The organism is Kluyvera intermedia (genome assembly GCF_034424175.1).
Lineage (GTDB): Bacteria > Pseudomonadota > Gammaproteobacteria > Enterobacterales > Enterobacteriaceae > Kluyvera > Kluyvera intermedia.
Map to the genome: position 1 here is coordinate 919603 of NZ_CP139986.1, position 14850 is coordinate 934452.

Annotated in this window: 16 protein-coding genes; 9 read left to right on the forward strand and 7 right to left on the reverse strand. The window is 43.5% G+C overall.

The window, feature by feature from the left end; genetic code table 11:
- Positions 1 to 105 precede the first annotated feature (105 nt).
- On the forward strand, positions 106 to 2058 hold the full coding sequence (locus U0026_RS04415) for a site-specific integrase (protein WP_062773123.1): 1953 nt from the start codon (positions 106 to 108) through the stop codon (positions 2056 to 2058).
- 162 nt (positions 2059 to 2220) lie between these two features.
- Complete coding sequence (locus tag U0026_RS04420) at positions 2221 to 3378, forward strand: Shedu immune nuclease family protein (protein ID WP_062773126.1); 1158 nt, start codon at positions 2221 to 2223, stop codon at positions 3376 to 3378.
- 88 nt (positions 3379 to 3466) lie between these two features.
- Here the strand turns inward: U0026_RS04420 and U0026_RS04425 are convergent, their stop codons facing one another.
- The 5 genes from U0026_RS04425 to U0026_RS04445 all read right to left on the reverse strand — a co-directional run bounded on the left by U0026_RS04425 (position 3467) and on the right by U0026_RS04445 (position 7420).
- The gene (locus U0026_RS04425) at positions 3467 to 3793 is read right to left on the reverse strand and encodes an NIPSNAP family protein (RefSeq protein ID WP_062773129.1); all 327 of its coding nucleotides are present in this window, start codon (positions 3791 to 3793) and stop codon (positions 3467 to 3469) included.
- 352 nt (positions 3794 to 4145) lie between these two features.
- Positions 4146 to 4697, reverse strand: coding sequence for a DUF4468 domain-containing protein (locus tag U0026_RS04430; protein ID WP_062773132.1), 552 nt, complete (start codon positions 4695 to 4697; stop codon positions 4146 to 4148).
- A 102-nt stretch (positions 4698 to 4799) separates the two neighbouring features.
- Positions 4800 to 5372: a hypothetical protein gene (locus U0026_RS04435; protein ID WP_062773135.1), complete on the reverse strand. Its 573-nt coding sequence runs from the start codon at positions 5370 to 5372 to the stop codon at positions 4800 to 4802.
- Positions 5373 to 5781: 409 nt separating this feature from the next.
- On the reverse strand, positions 5782 to 6795 hold the full coding sequence (locus tag U0026_RS04440) for a hypothetical protein (protein WP_062773138.1): 1014 nt from the start codon (positions 6793 to 6795) through the stop codon (positions 5782 to 5784).
- A 154-nt stretch (positions 6796 to 6949) separates the two neighbouring features.
- A complete protein-coding gene (locus U0026_RS04445) occupies positions 6950 to 7420 on the reverse strand; it encodes a DUF1643 domain-containing protein (RefSeq protein WP_062773141.1) in 471 nt (156 codons plus the stop codon).
- A gap of 192 nt (positions 7421 to 7612) precedes the next feature.
- On the opposite strand from U0026_RS04445, the gene U0026_RS04450 reads away from it, so the two are divergent.
- The 4 genes from U0026_RS04450 (at position 7613) to U0026_RS04465 (ending at position 10553) form a co-directional block, all read left to right on the forward strand.
- Complete coding sequence (locus tag U0026_RS04450) at positions 7613 to 8236, forward strand: recombinase family protein (RefSeq protein ID WP_241974048.1); 624 nt, start codon at positions 7613 to 7615, stop codon at positions 8234 to 8236.
- Between the two features lie 66 nt (positions 8237 to 8302).
- Positions 8303 to 8647, forward strand: a complete 345-nt coding sequence (locus U0026_RS04455; protein WP_126440979.1) for a hypothetical protein — start codon at positions 8303 to 8305, stop codon at positions 8645 to 8647.
- Between the two features lie 27 nt (positions 8648 to 8674).
- On the forward strand, positions 8675 to 9628 hold the full coding sequence (locus U0026_RS04460; RefSeq protein ID WP_062773144.1) for a DUF4365 domain-containing protein: 954 nt from the start codon (positions 8675 to 8677) through the stop codon (positions 9626 to 9628).
- A gap of 1 nt (position 9629) precedes the next feature.
- The gene (locus U0026_RS04465) at positions 9630 to 10553 is read left to right on the forward strand and encodes an SIR2 family protein (protein ID WP_062773147.1); all 924 of its coding nucleotides are present in this window, start codon (positions 9630 to 9632) and stop codon (positions 10551 to 10553) included.
- Positions 10554 to 10567: 14 nt separating this feature from the next.
- Here U0026_RS04465 and U0026_RS04470 read toward each other — a convergent pair whose 3' ends face one another.
- Positions 10568 to 11065 (reverse strand): hypothetical protein, encoded by a 498-nt coding sequence (locus U0026_RS04470; RefSeq protein WP_045783877.1) that lies wholly within the window; start codon positions 11063 to 11065, stop codon positions 10568 to 10570.
- 239 nt (positions 11066 to 11304) lie between these two features.
- On the opposite strand from U0026_RS04470, the gene U0026_RS04475 reads away from it, so the two are divergent.
- The 3 genes from U0026_RS04475 to U0026_RS04485 all read left to right on the forward strand — a co-directional run bounded on the left by U0026_RS04475 (position 11305) and on the right by U0026_RS04485 (position 13779).
- Positions 11305 to 11769, forward strand: a complete 465-nt coding sequence (locus U0026_RS04475) for a helix-turn-helix domain-containing protein (RefSeq protein WP_045784723.1) — start codon at positions 11305 to 11307, stop codon at positions 11767 to 11769.
- Positions 11770 to 11943: 174 nt separating this feature from the next.
- On the forward strand, positions 11944 to 12816 hold the full coding sequence (locus U0026_RS04480) for a DUF6998 domain-containing protein (protein WP_045783876.1): 873 nt from the start codon (positions 11944 to 11946) through the stop codon (positions 12814 to 12816).
- Positions 12817 to 13146: 330 nt separating this feature from the next.
- On the forward strand, positions 13147 to 13779 hold the full coding sequence (locus tag U0026_RS04485; protein ID WP_062773150.1) for a glutathione S-transferase family protein: 633 nt from the start codon (positions 13147 to 13149) through the stop codon (positions 13777 to 13779).
- 113 nt (positions 13780 to 13892) lie between these two features.
- Here the strand turns inward: U0026_RS04485 and U0026_RS04490 are convergent, their stop codons facing one another.
- Positions 13893 to 14708, reverse strand: coding sequence for an APH(3')-I family aminoglycoside O-phosphotransferase (locus U0026_RS04490; protein WP_062773153.1), 816 nt, complete (start codon positions 14706 to 14708; stop codon positions 13893 to 13895).
- Between the last annotated feature and the right edge of the window lie 142 nt (positions 14709 to 14850).

The following is a 14850-nucleotide window of genomic DNA, read 5'->3' on the forward strand; positions in this document are numbered from 1 at the left end:
CCCTTCGCCCGCTCCAAAAACTCCCTAACGTATTCATTCCACTATCTTTTTCTAAACCATACGTGACGGCGCTCGTGATCCTCCTACAAAGGGGTCATACAGCCGATGGCGCAGCGTGATAATCTCTATCGACGTCCAAGCGGTATCTATGTTCTGCGGATCACCGTTCCGGTTCGTTATCGCGCCCTGATAGGGCAGCGTGAAATTCATGCATCTACCCGCACAACCCACCTTGCAAATGCCAGAGCTATTGCCGCGCGTTTGCTGGAGAAGTGGTATGCGTCTCTGGAAGAGTTCAGGCAAGTGGATAAAGAGAAGATCAGGGGCAATGCCCCATTGTTGACTGGAGCAGGCAAAATCAGCCTGGCGTTGTTTTGCGGTTCATTTGGGGTAGGGGCTGAGACTGTCGTCCAGCATCTTCTGGCAGCCAATGTGCCGCTGTATGCCCTTGTGTCTAACCAGCGTGGCTTTCTGATTGATGATTTCAGCACGCTTGAGCGTGATCCTGATACGCATGGGTTCGTTTTGAATAACATTGCGTATGGCGGTGCTGAGGCTGCGGTAAACGGCTATATGCAGATTTACCAGCCGCAGTTTGCCCTTGTTGAATTGCTGAACGGGCGAGAGGTTGAGGTTACGGTATTCAGGGCTAACAACGGCAATCCTCTTTCCCTCTGGTTGTTGGATTTACCCGGGGTGACGCTGAATGCAAGTTCTTTGTTCATCAACAACGTGCAAGCTGAAAAACTGCGTAGCGCTTGGGATAAGGCGCTTGCGAAATCGGAGCCAACATTAAGTGCTCTGCCATGCGCTCCGGTAGGTGTAACACCAGCGATTCCTGTGGCCGCTACCATCAACCCGTATTGCAACCCGACATATGCGAGCATGACGGTTTCAGCATTGCTGAAAGCGTTTTTGGTCTATAAAAATACAGGCGATATTAAGCTAGCCAGCGAGGGGAAAATTCGTTCCAGAATTGAACACTTTGTGGAGATAATGGGCGATTTAACTCTAGGCGAACTGAATCGTGACGTTGTGAAAGATTACGTCACCAAAATGCAGAATATGCCCGGTAATCTGTATTTGATGCGGCGAAAATACAAGATTTCAGATACGCAAAAGCTTATTGAAATAGCACTAGCTGATGGCCAGCCAGTTATGAGTCGAGATGCCATTGGCAGGCATATTGAGTCACTGGGTTCTATGCTCAAATGGGCTAAGAGCGAACGTTACCTTTTTGATAACCCTGCTGAGAATGTGCTGGCTCAGCGCCGCGTGATGGTGCGTGAGCAGGATCGCCGCGACCTCTTCACCGACGAGGAACTAGAGCAAATTTTCTCGGGTGACTGGTTTAAGAAAGGCGCGGGAAAGCCCAATCAATACGGACGTTATACGAGCTTCCGCCCGTTTCACTACTGGTTGCCTCTGTTGGCATTATATGTGGGCGGGCGCATCAATGAGCTTTGCCAGCTTTATCTGACGGATATTCGCGAAGATAAAAACGGGGTTGCCTATATTGATTTTAACCTTGATGCACCGGATAAGGTGATGGATGAAGAAGCTCAGGCTGGTGGCGATAAATCATTAAAGACGGTGAATGCGATCCGTCAGGTTCCAATTCACCCGCGACTTATCGAACTAGGGCTGCTGGAGTATGTAGATGCATTGAAAGCTGCCGGGTATGATCGTCTTTTCCCTGAGTTGAAGCACAACAAAATCAAAGGATATCGTGCCGCCGCATCAAAATGGTTTAACGAAAACTACTTTGGCAAAGTCCTCGGTTTTACCCGTGACGGTAAGAAAACGTTCCATTCGCTGCGGCATACTTTCATCAACACCGTAGACAAGTTTGAGATCAACGAACGCACGATTGCGCAGCTTGTTGGACATGTTCGGGGCAGCACCACCGCGATGACAACCTATCGTAAGGATGCTGATGTGGGAGAGCAATTGGGCGTGATTTCGCAGCTTCGCTACAGTTTGCCTGATATTGCGCAGTTCGACTCGCAAGCGGGTATCAAGGCGGTCATCGACGCACGGCGCAGGCATAAATCATAGGATGTGCCAAACGCGCCAGGAAGCTCTGTGGCGCGTTTTTATCAAAGATAGTGTCTATCAGAGCAAAAGTTGCATTAGCCCTCGCTTGTGCTCTCTGTATCTGTAACCTAACAAATCAGCTAAAATAATTGTATTAGATAACTTTATATAGAGGATGAATTAATGGACAGCTACATGGAGCCAGATCCGGAGAAAACTTATATAAGCCCCAGCTTGCCATCTTTTGGTAACAAAGATTTGAAAATACGAATTGCCTCAAAAGCGATAGTTAGTAATGAAGGATATGAGTTCGCAAAAATTAAGGATGAAATTATACTCAGGCACAAGCTAGATGCATCAACTTATATAACAGCGAAGTTTTTTGAAAGTAGCAAGGAAATATTTGTTCTATCTATTCAAAAGTTTCCCACGCAAACTGGACAGCCTTATGGTTCTGGTTTTTCTTTTATAGGTGATGAAATTGGTAAGTTTATTGAATTTCTAGCTAACATTAATTCAATGGGCTTTAACGGCAATGGTCCCATGAAAATTACGGATGAGGAGCTTAGGGAAATCGTTTTAACTAATAACCAAGCTTCACAACTTTTAAATGGGAATGAGGTGGCTATCTCTGAGGCGCTTAAAACACATGTGACTAAAAAAGATATTATATCAATAGCATACCGTAAAAAACAACTTGATACATTTAATCGACTTCTTAATGATGAAGCATTTTTTGAATATGCTAAGAAAGAAAAAAACTGTTCGAATGCGGCTTTGTGGCAAAAGTTTTTTGAAAAAAATCCTTGGATCTTTGGATATGGATTAAGTTATATCTACTTATCAAGTTTGAACGATAAGAAAATAGAGCAAGTTGTTCAGGGAGCGCAGATTGGTCAACATGGAAAACGAGTTGATGGATTGCTGAAAACAAGAGGTGCAATTTCTAATCTATGCTTCGTTGAAATAAAAACAAATACAACTGGCTTACTAGCTAATACTCCATATCGCTCAGGTTGTTGGGCCCCATCTAGTGAATTAACTGGTGCGGTGGCACAAATTCAAGGGACAGTTTCTTATGCTATGGATTCAATAAAAAGGAATTTAAATTTAACAGATTCTTATGGGGATCCAACGGGAGAGGAACTATTTAATTTTAATCCAAAATCATTTTTGGTTGTAGGTAATCTCTCTCAGTTTTCATCTGATAATGGTATCAATCATGATAAATTGCGGTCGTTTGAAAATTTTAGAAGCAATTTGATACGTCCAGAAGTTATCACTTTTGATGAGCTGTATGAAAGAGCTCGGTTTATTGTTGCATTTAGCGAAAATACATGATCTCTTTTTTTATATGAAAACTATAGATACCCCATAATGATCAAGGGGCTACAAATATTGTGGCGCCATGAACCGTATCCCTAATTATTTATTTTCGGAGCCCGTCCACGCTTTCTGGTGGTAGGTTCATTACTGTTCTAATGCTGGTTCCAATGCTGCGAATAATGTCTTCGCGTGGGCCGCTGCGCCAGTCATCGCTTGCATAAAAAGCATTGAGAATCGCAGCCATTTTTTCAGCGCTGTCAAAGGCGCGAATCAGGTAGTAGCAATCCGGATCATGAAGCGAGTTACCAAACGACACGACATCGATCCCGTGTCCTTGGTGTAGGGGAACACTGATTTCCTGCATGATGGCATGAAAAGCGGCACCGCTGCCTTTGCGTAAGGTGTATTGCAGTTTTTCGACGATTCTCAAGCGTTATCTCCGTGTCGCCCTTGGGCGGCTCCTAGTTGACAGTAATAAAGTAAACCGGACTGGGCCATGAAGCTACTACTAATCAGTCAGTCATCCGTAAGCAGGAGCAGCAAGCCCCCTCAGACGCGCTGGGAAGCTCTCTGGCGAGTTTTTTAAAGAAGGTAGTGGAAATCATGGTGCAAAATTCGCGGCGCTCTCATAGAGTTCCTGGCGTAGCCAAGTGAAACAGGTTGCATTCGAATGGAATCAAAATGCCGCGTGATAACCTGTCATAACTATATTATGCGGCCACACATAATCCCGGCTATAAAAGCTCAAAAACTTCTCCGGCAAGTTTTTGAGCTGATGGCTATTACCAGTCTTTTGCAGCAGAGCTACTTTCAGTCACGATCTCTCGTTTGTATTGTTCAACAATATCATTCAAAGCTTTTTTAGCTTTTGCTTGTCCACCAACAGTCATATTTGGCGAATCTATAGCAGGGAACGCAATCCCGCTGGCTACATGAGCCGGACGATAAATGTGGATATCATCAAAGGTAATGCGGGCTTTATCATCCTTTGTGTCGATTTTCATAGTGAATTTATATCGAACATCTTCATTAGCCAAGCAATCATTAAAACCGTCACATGGGTATTTAACATTCCCTTTACCAACAATCGAACCTTCTTCTTTATCGGCATATTGAATCACGCTGTTAGAATCAGTGAAGGCCTTTGCAACCCAAATTTTGGAACTGCTGTAAAGTGCATCCTTTTTAACCCCGGGAACGTTAACAACACTGACTATACTACCCAGCGGTTGTTTAGCTGCTTCCATATCTGGTGAGGTAACACAACCAGTCAACACTGTAATACTGGATACAATCAAACTTGCTAAAATAGCTTTCATCATTACTTTGTTCATTCGATTTGTCCTTAGCGCATTTTTATTAAGTGCAGTATGTAAATATGGCGCGGAATGAAGTTGGTTTCTCAAAGCCGCAGGAAAGGTCTCGCTTTTCTATTGTCAGCCATAGTGGATATAGGCCATAACAGCGACAGCAACGAGTGCGCCAAAACGTAATAAGCCTTTACGATGCTTGGTTACCCATTTCCGCTCGTAACGCAGCGGCGTGTAGAATGGAGTTACCCATTTAAGGAACTCTGCGTTGAGGTTGTCCAAAGACACTTCGGGTTCTTTAAGATTGCTGGCGACGATGTATTGGCGTCGTAGTAAATCGACCCGGCAGTTACCGATGCGTTCTCTTTCAGTTGTAAGCTCAGACTCATCAACGAAATTAAACGACTCTATGACAACTTGGTGTGCGGCCTGTAAATCTTTATGGGTGACAAAAGCATCACAGGTGATCAGGCTCCCTTGAGAGGTGAATGTCTGGAGGTCGATGCCGTGAGTTGCTTGTAAATTATCAATTAGTTGTTGTCTGATGCCTCTATCAAATGGCCGGATGTAACCCCATTTGGGATCGATATCTCGACCACACTCCACATAGCTGAAAAACTCGCCTTCTATGGAATTGCCATGCCAATCAAAGCGCACATAACCATCCGGTTGGGCTTGGTAATAACTGGATACGGGCATAAGCTTCCTTGAGAAAGACGATCAGAAAATTCCTAAGTAGCTAATTGAACTATGTGGGAGAGAATTTTTCAACAATGTTTATCTGCAAGTATAAGGATGATTTTGCAACCCCCGAAGTTTTTGAACGCAATGCCTAAGAGGGGGGCTTCCAAACCTAGGACCTCCACTTTTTCGCGCCCAGCTTATTTGGCTGCATTTGCACCGCGAACACGTTGAAGGTTAACAATGTTTGGTTCGTGTTTGATTGAAAGGAACAGCAACCAACAAACAGTGATAACTACGGTATGTAAGCTAATAGTTGAGTTGCTATATATATAGTTATTAAGAGAACTGCATCCAGACCAGCAGGAATGCGGCTTCTTTCTTGCTGATTGTCACTTTTTTTTGGAATAGGGGAACGGGCCGCGGCTCAAACGTTGAGACGGCGTAAAGCACCTTTGACGGAGTTTTGCAGATCGTTAACAACCGCCAGATGAGAGCTTTCTTTACGCAGGCGCTTATCACCGTTGACCATCATCCAGCTACGTTTATCCCTACGGCCGATATTATCGAAAGAATGCAATCCGCGTTCGGCTGTAGCATCGTTCACCTTACGAACCGCATTGATAGCGGTAACCCGGAACATATCACCGTTAGCCATCATTTCAGGTTCAATTGGTTTGCGAAATTTGAACAGGTGAGTGAGGGTTTCAAATCGAAAGCGCTGCATGTCGCTAAGACGGTGAAGAGAGTAGTGAGTGAGCGCAGCACCTTTTAACGTGACTTCAACACGAGCGCGTTGCTCTTCTACAGGTAGTTTCTGACCGTTGTCAGTGCGTTTGTGGTAGACCTGCCACGAGATGTTGTCCCACTTGTTACCTGTCCTGAAGTTTCGATATGGAGTGATACGTGTTCCGGGGAAAAGGTAGACGTTTTTCCACGAAGTGGGATTGAATTGCCTTGGTCGGGTTCCGTTACTAAATAGGCTTGTCTGAAGCCGATAGGTCATTGCTCTTGTCGCTGATACTGACCGTTGCTTATGCCTGAAATCGCAGAAAACTTCGACTCCCACGATTTGCGGCTCATGCACAAAGGGGAAACGGTTTTGCAGTGATTTGAGTGCCGTTTCCAGCTTCCCGCAATGTTTTACCAGTAGATCGCGGAAGCGAATCCGAAACACATCGTTAGTGTTGCTTATCATGGGCTTTACCCACGGTTTAATGTTGTTACCGGGACGGAGTTCGCATGATGTCAACTTTGAGATACGTAGGCCGCAGGGTTCAACCCAGAGTTTTAATCCAGTGAGTTTATGTAGTTCGTCTTGGATGAAGCGATGCTGGGTCCGTTTGGATAAACTGACTTTTATGTCCAGCCAGTCGATCCCGGCTGAAACCTTAAAGGATTTGCGGTCTGCTTCGGTAGCTTTGCATTTTCGACTTTTCATAGTGCGACCTTATTGAACGAAACCTCAAAAACGCCCATAGGGTCATTAGCTGATGGGGGAATTTGAGTGTGTTTTGAGCAAGGTAGCACAACGATTTTCTTATAAAAACCTTATTTTTCATGGGACTGCGTTCAGTTTTTGAAAGCACTCATCGTCATTGGTTTAAAGGTATGAGAACACTGTCATTTTTCATATATAAAGGATGCCTTGGCTCACCTGTGGCGTTTAAGACGAAGCACATTGCGCTCGCTGGTAATAGCTGACGGATGGCCATTGAGCGTTTAAGGTGTCTGCCTTCGTTTCCCCATGCAGCAACGATAAGGCCTGCTCCGTCGATAAGTCGCATTAAGTGGCTGTCGTTGTCGGCTCCAATAGGGTCGGCTGCTTTCATCATCTCAAAGCGGTCGGTATGAACGAAAGCAAAAAGGTTGGCCATATAGACACCACCGTAGCCCCAGCTCTTGGCAAACGATATGCAACGGCTCAATGTTTGATCATCGTTCTCAACATCGGCGTATGAAGGGTTTAGCCCAATGAAAAGGGTATATGGTTTTGATGCGTCCCAGATCCGTGATAACGAGTAGCGATACTTTCTACACGGTGAAAATATAGCGTCTTTGATCATTTCCTGTGTCCTTATGAAGTGATGGATTCAGCCTAACAGGTTTACACGTAGTTTAAGCGCCAAAAAACGACCGTTTTCCGACACCTTCCAATCGCGTGCTTTCATACTGTTGGAAAATTAGCCTTGGCTTTTCTGGCAGGCCATCCTAATGTTGGCCTCGTTTTCTGGCAGGGGCCGGATGAGGAGATGACTATGGCGATTTTTGGCTACGGGCGTGTTTCGACATCGCAACAGGATACTGAGAACCAACGGCTGGAACTTGGGCAGGCTGGGTGGCAAATTGATTACTGGTTCGCTGATGTTGTTAGCGGGAAGGTTCCGGCAATGCAACGTAAAGCGTTTTCTGAAATGCTCAATAAAATCCGTGATGGTGAAACGTTGGTGGTAGCGAAACTCGATCGTCTGGGGCGTGATGCGATTGACGTCCTGCAAACGACAAAGGCGCTGGCTGAGCGTAATATCAAAGTCATTGTCCACCAGCTTGGCACAACTGATCTCACCTCTGCTGCCGGTAAGCTTCTGTTGTCGATGCTGGCAGCAGTTGCGGAGATGGAGCGTGACTTGCTAATTGAACGCACTCAGGCGGGGCTGTCACGAGCAAAAGCCGAAGGCAAGAAGCTGGGAAGACCGTCGAAAATAGCGCCTGAAGCCCGTGACGCGATTGTAGAGAAAAAGTATAGCGGAACCAGTGTCAGTGCGTTAGCACGAGAATATGGCGTTTCTAGAGCGACTATAGCGTCTATCATGTCTTTAAACGAGAGCAGAGTGTCACAGAATGAGAAGGATGAGATTGATGTCATTTATAAGGTGTTGTAGATTTTCTGAGTAGCTCATGATCGTCATAATGAGATAAGAGCGTAGTAATCATTATAGGGGGTGTAAATGTCGCTTGTTCTTCCTGTGAGATTAGATAGCGAAATATTAATTTCGAACGGAAATGATTCTTTTTCGATAACTCAATTAACAGATTTTTATATAACTGGTAATTATAGGTTTTTTGATTTGTCTGGGATGCCAACAAAGGTGAATGGTTATGACTCTTCAAATGAAAATGAAGGTAGAGGACTGAGGGTAACCAATCTATGTGGGATTCTAAATGGAGAATTTCTTAAGCTATGTCCAAAATGTGGTCAGGCCAAGAACTTTTATCATTATGGAGCTTCATATAGAACGACTAATGAGAAAAGAGACCAAAGTGAATGTGAGGTTTGTAGAGGTAATTATTAAAAAATTAAATGTTGCTAGGTGGTTTTTATGACAAGAGTAACTTCTGAATCCCACATTGGCGAGCTAGGTTCAGCGTTTTTACAATATCTATGTAGCAAACAAGAAGTAATTTACCGTCCAGTTAGGATTTTTGATGTTGGTATAGATGCGTTTATTGAGCCTCAAGTGGGCAATATTGCTACAGGAGCAATGATAGGAGTTCAAATAAAAACAGGGAAAAGTTTTAAAACGAGTTCAGGTCGTTATTCTTTCAAAAGTGATAAAGCTCATTTTGAATATTGGTCTAGATGCACTTTACCTATAATAGGTGTCGTCTATGATCCTGAGGATGAAAAAGGTGTTTGGGTTAATTTGAGCGATATAGCTAAGGACAGGCTTACCAATAAAGGGCCATGGGTAATTAATCTTTCGGTTCAAGAACACTTATTAGACTCTGACAGCTTGCAAACCCTTATTGATAGCGCTGAATTAACAAGGATTAAGAAAGATTTTATTAAATTTTCTTACTTAACCATGCCTCAATCGAATCAAAAGAAAGAGAAAAATTCATTTCAAAATTTAAGCACCATCTCATCTCATACTGCATGGGATGAACTATTAGATACTTTTCTTTCCCTTCTTTATGATGACAGAATTGTTGCTGATGCTGGTTATAGATTAAGTTTATATTTCCCGAAGGAAAAAAGTGATTTTCGCTACCAATATATAATAAAAAAATTGTCTTTGCTTAATGATGTCCAGTTAATCAAAATGATATTTTCAGTGAAGGTTGCATTGGATGATTGTTATGAGCATGTGGCGGAGCATATATGTAATATAATGAGATACATTCCAGATATATGTTTAAGGTTGGAAAGTATTATCTTCAACAATAATTTGAGTAATGATGTGAATGCTGTTGCTATTCAATTGATTGAATCTTTATCAGAATATGAACGTCAAGATTTATGGGACATGATTAGTAATAAAAGGTTGTTGTAACATGATTTCTATATTTTTGGGGGCCGGTTTTTCTAAATGGGCTTTCGATTTGCCACTGGTAAGTCAGCTTTTTGATTTTAATATCTCTTACCTTACTGCCTCAGAAGAGAAAAAGCTCTATCTAATTAAGGAGGATTGGTCTGTCTGGATACAAAAAAATCCGGAAGCAACATACGAAAATTTTGTTTATTGGTGTATTAATAAATCTTCTCACCGTAGGAGCAGAGTTGTTTGGTATGTTAATAGAAGGTTAACTGAACCATTCATTACTAGGATTCGTGGTGGATATTCTGCTGCTATGTTCGATGAAAAAATTGTGAAACAAAATGAAAGGATAGTTTTTTTACGTAATTTATTTAATGAGCTAGAGCTGGCTGGTTTAAAAAATATCATTACTTGTAATTATGATAATATTGTCGAGTATATCCTAGGTTGCTCTGGATTTAATTATGGTATAAAAAATGAAATTTTAGTGGGAAGAGGAAGAAATCCACAATTTCCTTGGCAAAATGCAGATGTGAGAGTTACTGGTGAGATCCTGCTGGCTAAATTACATGGCTCTTTATCGTGGGACAAATATAATAAATACACCAGCGGCAAACCTGGCAGGACAGGGAAAGCTTTAATTGTTCCCCCTGCTCCTGAAAAAGAACCTCCGCTTGAATTACTAGATGTTTGGACATTTGCTAGGAATGCCTTAGCCAATAGCAAAGTCTTAATTGTTTTTGGTTTTTCTTTTAATGCGTATGATAATGCTTTGCTGAATCTATTGAGGGAAAGTGGCTCAAATTTGAAAAAGGTAATTTTGATAGATCCCTATCCGAAAGTTGATGAGGCCAAATGTCTTTGGCCTTCGGCATCAATAGAGACTATCAACCCCTTAAATGATATTGTTTTTCCGGAAAAGTGGTTCGAAATATTATGAGCAGGTTGCTTAATTTATTCAAATGAAGCTGCGATTACTTCCCCGGTATTGGCGTTGAAAACACAAAAATACTGAAGCGGTGTTTGCATCCCAAGACTGTTAATAGCCTTAGCCTGTTGTCCAAATGCTTGAATCGTTTTCTTTTTCTCGTCGTGCCATAAGTAAGTTCCGAAAACCGGTTGAGCTTCACTTTCCTGCCACACATGGCGAAACGTCGCTTTATTGTCCATTACCTGCTTGCACTGTCTGACGGGGTTGTGGTGCGCTTTTGCATAGCATTCCGGTGTATTATCTGAGCAAGAAGCACCTTGCTTTTCTGTTGTGTGTTCTGCACTCACAGCAGAAAACGCACACACTCCCAGCACCAAAGCGAGAGTTCCCAAAATGCCCCATGATATTGCTCGTATGCTGCTGATCTGCCGTTTTATTGAAACGTGAGCAACTATGCTGTAACTGGCCCAGCTAAGCACGGCTCCCGCTGCCATCGGTAATATAAAGCCTGATTCCGTCATGATTCCCTCATTTGCCAAACAACATCACAGCTTGTAGTGAGTGCTGGAGACACTTAACCAGTGATGACCATCATACGGTTTTGATTTTATTTGTCACTATTGGTATTCATTTTGAATCTATTTGGTGTAGTGATACAGGCTTCTTGCGAGGGAGATTGTGCTCACAAATAGAGCTTTTAGATTCAAAATGTCTCATATGGAGCGTGGCCTTACAGTGGTCAAAACTGCACATTCAGTGCATGAAAAAGACCTTGAGAATACAGTTTGGCGAGCGGGTAAAAGAACTGCGCATTGCCACCGGAATGAGCCAGGAAGCCTTTGCTGATCGGTGTGGGTTTGCTCGTAGTTATATGAGTCGTATTGAACGTGGTGGCTCCAACGCGTCTCTTGATGCGATTGAGGTGCTGGCTAACGCTCTGAGTGTTGAGCCATGGCAGTTATTAGCGTCTGACTCATCTAAAGATGACGACCCGGAACTGTTGGTTCCATACGCGGCCGATGGCTCGTGCTTTAATCCTGGACTTGCGAGTAGTCGCGATGGTTCGTTTGGCGTAGGTGATAAAGCGGCTCAGAAGCGTTTTGGCACGTTTTCCGAAGCACTTGAGTATCTACGTAGCATGGAGACCGCAAAGTGGCGTAGGCCCAATGCCAGTGGCAACTGGGGCATTGTTTCGGCAGTGCGGTGGGGCAAACTGAGAAAGTGAAGTAAGTGTAAGTTTATGAATTCTGGATGCTGTATTAATGAACAGTCTTCTTTGGCAAAAGGTGAGACACCTATGAATCAGTCTTACTCTTCTATAAGAGTCGACAAAACATCAAAATCCAGGTGCGTTACGTAGGCGTTACAGTGGCATTTCACTTCGGTAGTGGAGAGTGTTTTGAACAATAATCATTTAATATCATATGATTGGCTAAATGCGCTGAATAATCTTGAGTTACTGTCACTTCATTCCGAAATTTTAACGCAGTTGCGTTTTAGAGGTGTCATTCGCACCAAGAATAATCCTGTTGGTGACTATGCTGAATGGCTGGTTTCTAAAGCACTGGGTATGACTCTTCTCAGTAATTCGTCGGCGGGCGCTGATGCCATTGATGCTGATGGCCTGAAAGTGCAGATCAAAGCTAGGAGAGTTACGCCGGATAATCCTTCCCGGCAGCTTAGTGCCTTGCGTAACTATGAGGCAGCCGATTTTGATTATTTAATCGCGGTTATTTTCGATGAGACTTACAACATTCTTGATGCTTACAAAATCCCACATGAAGTAATACGAGATTATGCACGGCATAGTGACCACGTTAACGCACATATCGTTAACCTCAAGGGCGCGATTCTTACTGATCCCCGAGTTAGTTCCATCAAAGAAGACTTGATTGTCAGGAGTTCGGCTTCAGTCAATGAAGCGGCTATGCAAACCCTTCCACCCGAACCTATGGAAGAGGTTTTGAATCAACCAGAGAAGATAACGAGTAGTGTTACCCTGGTCAGCCTCCTTAAGGCTATTGGGATGGAGTGCTTCGTAAACTACTACCATCATTTTGCCGATTCAAATTTACCAAGCGCTTATATCATTGAGCAAATGCACTCACGTGAGGGTTATACAGAGAAAAGTTGCCGGAGCCGTCTCAGTAAAGCGCGAAAAGTGATCAGGGATGGTTTAAGTATTGAGGCTTTGGCGTTGATCGCTGACTCTGAGCGAATACAAGATTCTGTCAGAAATGACGCGCTAAAACTTATCAGCGTTCTGGAGTGAAGCGGTTTGCAAAACGTTGTAGTTCCTCCTACAAAAACCTCCTACAATGCATCACGTTTTTGTTAATAAATCCATGGGATTACGAGAACTTTGGAGCGGGGGTGATTTCCCTTCGCCCGCTCCAATACTTTCCCCTGTTTTAAAACTTACTAAATTCCAACCCATTCGGCATTACGTATTCCATTTTTTGACTCGCTTATCCCCGCCTGATGACTCACTTTGTTGAAGTGGTGAGCAAATCCTTGCATCTCAGTGCATACTTAATTCGAAACCTACCTGTATTTCCATCCCATACCAGCACGCCGATCACTAAAACTAAGGGAACACAAAATGGCTTTAACACTGCATCATCTCAACGACTCTCGTTCAATGCGTATCCTCTGGTTACTGGAAGAGGCGGGTATCGATTATCAACTTGTTAAGTATCAGCGTGACGCTAAAACACATCTCGCGCCACCGTCGCTGAAAACGATTCATCCGCTAGGCAAGTCGCCAGTGATTGAGTTAGATGGAAAAGTTATTGCAGAATCTGGTGCCATTGTGGAGGTGTTAATTTCACGATATGCCCCACATTTAGCGCCTGCCACTGACTCTTTGGAATATATCGATTACCTACAGTGGATCCATTTCGCCGAAAGTTCTGCCATGCTGCCAGTCTTGTTGAAAGTGTTTGGTGGGATTGAAAAAAGTACCGGAACCCAACTGAATTTCCTCGAAAATTACGCGAATAGTGAATTTGATAAAGTGTTCGGTTTTCTGGACCAAATGCTGGCGTCACGTGAATTTATTCAAGGTGATACGTTGAGTGGTGCCGATTTTATGCTGGGCTTCGTTGTCAGTACCGCGATTGACCAACTGAACGCCGGGGACCGTTTCCCCAATATCCGTCGTTACGCACTGCGGTTAAAAAGCACGCCAGCCTGGCAACGCGCGAAGGCTATTGAGTCAGGCGAAAATTCCTGAAGGGTACAGGGGCGCCGGTAAAATAAGATATAGGCGTTCAGCTTCGGTTTTGTTCTGGTGAGAAAAGGGGGGGGCCTCAGATTTGCCATTAAGTTGCAGTGCTCCCCCTTAATTTAGAAAAATTCATCAAGCATTAAATGAAACTGCAACTTATTCATATCGGGATAAGTCATGCCATATTTTTGCAAGAATCGTTTCTGTAATGAAGGTGAAAACTCACCGAGACAGTTCCAGAGGATAGCAAGATCCTGGTATCGATCTGCGATGCCAACTCGCCCAACATCAATGCAACCCGCCAATTCACCTTTATCAAAAATAAGATTATCAAGTGAGAAGTCACCATGAGTGACCACGGGATCTGAAGAGAGAGGCAAAAGGGTGTGCATTTCTTTCCAGACCTGTTCCGCAGACAAGCCTTTACGCTCATCATCAAAATCATCGGCGTCAACCAAGCCGTCATTCATTCGCTTTTGCGCCAATGCGAGGCGAAATATGTGATTGCTGTTAAAAGGGCAGCTAGAGACAGCAATCGCATGTAAGCGGCGCAGGAAGGTTGCCAGGGCATCAACAATTTCTATTTGGGCATCAGGTGACTCTTCTAGCATCTGGAAAGCTGTTTTCCCAGATATTGCGGTTGTGAGTAGCTGCGCGTCATTGGGGGTACGGGTAAAATACATGATGTTCGGTACCGGTATAAAAGCCTGCAACCAGTTAAGTCTGATCATTTCATCTGTAATGTCATCGGCCTCGGTATCTGTACCATGCTTTAGATACAATTCCGGTGCATCGGTCTTATCATACAATCGATAGATTGCCGCGCCAGATTGACCGACTTTGTCGCGCGCCCACTTATATCCATGCAACTCGGTATCCAGATTTGAGTTGAATCGAAGGCCTGCGCACGATGTTTCTCTTTGATTATGATTCATAACAATCCTTTGTATGATAATTAAGAAAGGTGGATTATTTTAATATTCATAATGATACGATTTAATCGTTCGTACTGTAAGCACTTACACTGTCTTTTTTATTCAGAATAACATTCCTGGTATATAATTTTAAACGCTATTA